The sequence below is a fragment of the Streptomyces sp. NPDC058964 genome, from assembly GCF_042741275.1.
GTDB lineage: Bacteria > Actinomycetota > Actinomycetes > Streptomycetales > Streptomycetaceae > Streptomyces.
Map to the genome: position 1 here is coordinate 1 of NZ_JBHYKH010000687.1, position 3,853 is coordinate 3,853.

Annotated in this window: 2 protein-coding genes and 2 pseudogenes; 3 read left to right on the forward strand and 1 reads right to left on the reverse strand. The window is 72.0% G+C overall.

Annotated elements, in window-relative coordinates:
* Positions 1 to 995 (reverse strand): annotated as a pseudogene (locus ACFW2E_RS43010) (HEAT repeat domain-containing protein); the annotation flags it as partial.
* A 352-nt stretch (positions 996 to 1,347) separates the two neighbouring features.
* Here ACFW2E_RS43010 and ACFW2E_RS43015 point away from each other — a divergent pair.
* The 3 genes and pseudogenes from ACFW2E_RS43015 to ACFW2E_RS43025 all read left to right on the forward strand — a co-directional run.
* Positions 1,348 to 1,470, forward strand: a complete 123-nt coding sequence (locus tag ACFW2E_RS43015; protein WP_384476482.1) for a hypothetical protein — start codon at positions 1,348 to 1,350, stop codon at positions 1,468 to 1,470.
* A gap of 154 nt (positions 1,471 to 1,624) precedes the next feature.
* Positions 1,625 to 3,046, forward strand: a complete 1,422-nt coding sequence (locus ACFW2E_RS43020; RefSeq protein WP_384476485.1) for a DEAD/DEAH box helicase — start codon at positions 1,625 to 1,627, stop codon at positions 3,044 to 3,046.
* Between the two features lie 133 nt (positions 3,047 to 3,179).
* Positions 3,180 to 3,559 (forward strand): annotated as a pseudogene (locus ACFW2E_RS43025) (serine/threonine protein kinase); the annotation flags it as partial.
* Positions 3,560 to 3,853: the final 294 nt, after the last annotated feature.

Genomic DNA, 3,853 nt, shown 5'->3' on the forward strand with positions numbered 1-3,853 from the left:
GCCCGCATCAGCTCCCCGCTCATACGGACCGCGTCCAGACGCGAGCCGGGGTCGGGACTGCTCAGCTGCTCGGCCAGCATCGCGGTGCGCTCGGGCACCCGAGCCCCCAGCGCTTCGTGGAACGTACGCAGCAGGGCCGTGGTCGGTGCGTACACGCGCGTGTGCCGGTCGAGATCCTCGAAGGCGGCGACGATCTGGGGCGCGACTCCGTCCGTGGGGGCCGCCGGTCGGCTCGGAGCCGGTGCGATCCGCTGCACGGGTATGGCGCGTGCGGTCTCACGCAGCAGGCCGACGGCGGCCGGTACGACGTCGTCGCCGATCTCGTCCGGGGCGCAGCGGGCCCGCTGGACCACGGCCGCGAGCCGGGTCGCCGGGCCGTGGGCCGGGTCGGCGGCGAGCCCGGCGAGCCAGTCCATCACCTGTTGCGAGGCCGCGGGCAGGCGCAGTGACAGGGTGGCCGCCGCCTCCACGATCCGCAGCCGCGCCGCGATGCCGCGCTCGGCGGCCAGCTGCTCGCGCAGCACCGCGGCGACCCGGTCGGCGTCGTCGAGGAAGAGCCCGAGCCCGGGCATCGCGGCCAGGCGCACATCCGGGTCGGCGTCACGGGCGAGTTCGGCGAACTCCGTACCCCGCTCGCGCAGGAAGGCGACGGCCTGCGCGCAGCCCGTCGGGGGGTAGTACTCGATCTCGGTGCCGTCGTCCTCGAAGCCCCGGTCGAGGGACTCCCGGCCGATGCTGACCATCAGCGCGACGACGGCGGCCCGGTCGGGCGTGGCGCTGTCGGCGGCCAGCTCGAACAGAAAGGGCAGGCTGGCTGCCGTGGGCGGGTACACGCTGCCTTGATGATGGACCGCCCCGTAGAAGCGGTTGAGGGCCTTGTGGCGTTCCTCGGCATCCGGGGAGCGCAGCGCCCACAGCAGCGCCGGCACCTCCTCGGCCGAGCCGTACGCGTGCTCCATCGACGCCCAGTCGATGTCATTAAGTCCGTCGAACATGCCTGAACTATGCGGGGTGGCACTGACAACGAGGGCGTCTTGGGCGAGGGGCCGTACGACACCGCCGCCCCTGGTCGGCCCAGTTTTCGCGAGCGTCCAGATCTTGATCCGGATCAGCCGGGCGCCGCGCTGCCCGTGACGAGCCGCGGAACTTCTGATTCGTAGGCGTGTTCGCGTGGGCACGCCTACGAACCTGCCGTCAGCCTCGCCTAGCTGCCTGTGCTTTGCTGGCCGGCAGCACTGCTCTGACGGGCACTGAGCGGCGGCGTGGCCGGATGACCATCGGACAACTACTGCCCTGCTCATCCCGACGGCCGCGCACGCCGCCCCGGCTGCCGAGCCCGGTGGGACCGTGACCTTGCCGGTCCGCGACGCCCTGGCCCAGCTTCCCGTCCGGGCCGAGGACCGGACGGGCTACGAGCGCCGGCGTCGAGACAAGCCGCACAGGCAGGTCCGGCTGTCGTTCCGCGGCTGAGCGGCGCGGCCATGGGAAGCCCGGGCGGTGTGCCCCGTGCTAGCGTTGAGCTTTTGCAGCGTCGCTGTGTCGGTGCCCGGTTCGGTGTCCCTGACCGGTGGCCGCGTCCCCGCCGCACCTTCCTCGGTACGGTCCCATCGGAGGAAGGCTTTCTGTGAGCGAATCAGCACGTGCCGGTGCCCGGCAGCAGGACCAGGCGCCCGAGGCGTCGGGCGCCATTGCGGCACTGCCCCCGGCGGCGTCCTTCGCGGAGCTGGGGCTGCCGGCCGAGATCCTGCGGACGCTCGGCGAGCACGGTGTGACGGTGCCCTTCCCCATCCAGGCGGCGGCACTGCCCAACGCGCTCGCGGGACGGGACGTTCTGGGCCGGGGCCGCACCGGATCCGGCAAGACGCTCGCCTTCGGCCTGGGCATGCTCGCCCGGACGGCCGGGCAGCGCGCGCAGCCCAAGGAGCCGCTTGCACTCGTTCTGGTGCCCACCAGGGAGCTGGCGCAGCAGGTCGGTGAGGCGCTCACCCCGTACGCGGAGGCGCTGCGGCTGCGGCTCGCGACCGTGGTGGGCGGAGTGTCCATCGGTCGGCAGGCCGCCGTGCTGCGGGACGGCGCCGAGATCGTCGTCGCTACGCCCGGTCGGCTGCACGACCTCATCGAGCGCAAGGGCTGCCGACTGCGACGGGTGGGCATCGCGGTCCTGGACGAGGCCGACCAGATGTGTGACATGGGGTTCCTGCCGCAGGTCACCGAGATCCTGGACCAGGTGCGTCCCGACGGGCAGCGGATGTTGTTTTCCGCCACCCTCGACCGCGACGTCGACCAGTTGGTGCACCGCTACCTGCGGGCCCCCGCCGTCCACTCCGTGGACCCCTCGTCCAGTGCGGTCTCCGCGATCGAGCACCACGTCTTCGTCGTGCACGGCCCGGACCGGTACGCCGTGACCACGGAGATCGCCGCCCGGGACGGCCGCGTCCTGCTGTTCCTGGACACCAAGCACGGCGTCGACCAGCTCACGCGGCATCTGCGGGCCAGCGGCGTGGCCGCCGCCGCTCTGCACAGCGGGAAGTCCCAGCCGCAGCGCACCCGGACCCTGGCCCAGTTCAAGAACGGGCAGGTCACCTCGCTGGTAGCGACAAATGTCGCCGCACGTGGCCTGCACGTCGACGACCTCGACCTCGTGGTCAATGTCGACCCGGCCACTGACCCGAAGGACTATCTGCACCGCGCTGGCCGCACGGCCCGGGCCGGCCGTTCCGGCACCGTTGTGACGCTCGTCCTATCGGGCCAGCGCCGCGAGACAAGCGAGATCATGGCGGACGCCGACGTCGTCCCCAAGGTCACCAAAGTGCGGTCCGGCGAGGCGGAGCTGAGCCGGATCACCGGCGCCAAGGCCCCCTCCGGAAAGCCTCTCGACGGCGGGCCGACCGTACCGCGCCCCAAGAACCACAACGCCCCGTTCCGTGGCCTGGGCAGCACCAAGGACGCGAGAGGCGGCTCCGCTGGCAGGCCGTCCCGCAAGAGCAGCGAGGCCCGCAAGCTCGCGGAGGCCCGCGAGGCGGCCCGGGTGCGGCGCGGCGGCTGACCCCGGCTTCCCGGACTGCCGGGCGGTGTCTTCGTCTACGCTGCTGGACGGACACGCGGGACCGGAGATCGGCCGGGGTGCACCGGGCGGCGTGATGTACGGGTGACCGTGCGCAGGGTGAGGCGTGCAGGCGATGGAGACCGGCGCGGACCTGCCACGGCGGATCGGTGTCTACGCTGGCGAGCGAGAGCTGGGCGCGGGCGGCATGGGGACGGTCTACCTCGCCCGGTCACGGGGCGGTCGGGCCGTCGCGGTCAAGGTGCCCCGCCGTGAACTGGCGGCCGACCCGCACTTCCGTGAACGGTTGCGCGCAGAGGTCGAGGCCGCCCGCAGAGTCGGCGGTTTCCACACGGCTCCTGTCCGTGGACGCCGATCCCGACGCGGAGGCGCCCTGGCTGGCCATCGTGTACATCCCCGGGCCCACGCTCGTTGAGCTGATCAAGCGTCAAGGGCTCATGCAAAAAGGGCAGTTGAGCTCTCGGGGCAGCGTTGGCCGAGGCGCTTTCGGTCTTGGGGAGAGCGTGCACCGCTGTCAGTGATACGCCGTCCCGCATCCCCGGGCCGCTCATGGGCGGCTCGTAGCAGTGCTCTCCGAGCCACCGCAGACGGTCGCTCATACTGGGCCTCCGGTCACGAACGATACTCGCCGCCGCGGCAGCCTATGCGGGCCCACAGGACTGTTTGATTGGCAATCAGTTGCCGGCCGGCAGGCGGCAACACATGAGGGGCGTCCGCCCGGACGCCCCTCAAGTTTTAACGCATTTCGTCACAGCGATTCGAGCCACCGCTCCAGCTCCGGGGCGGCGC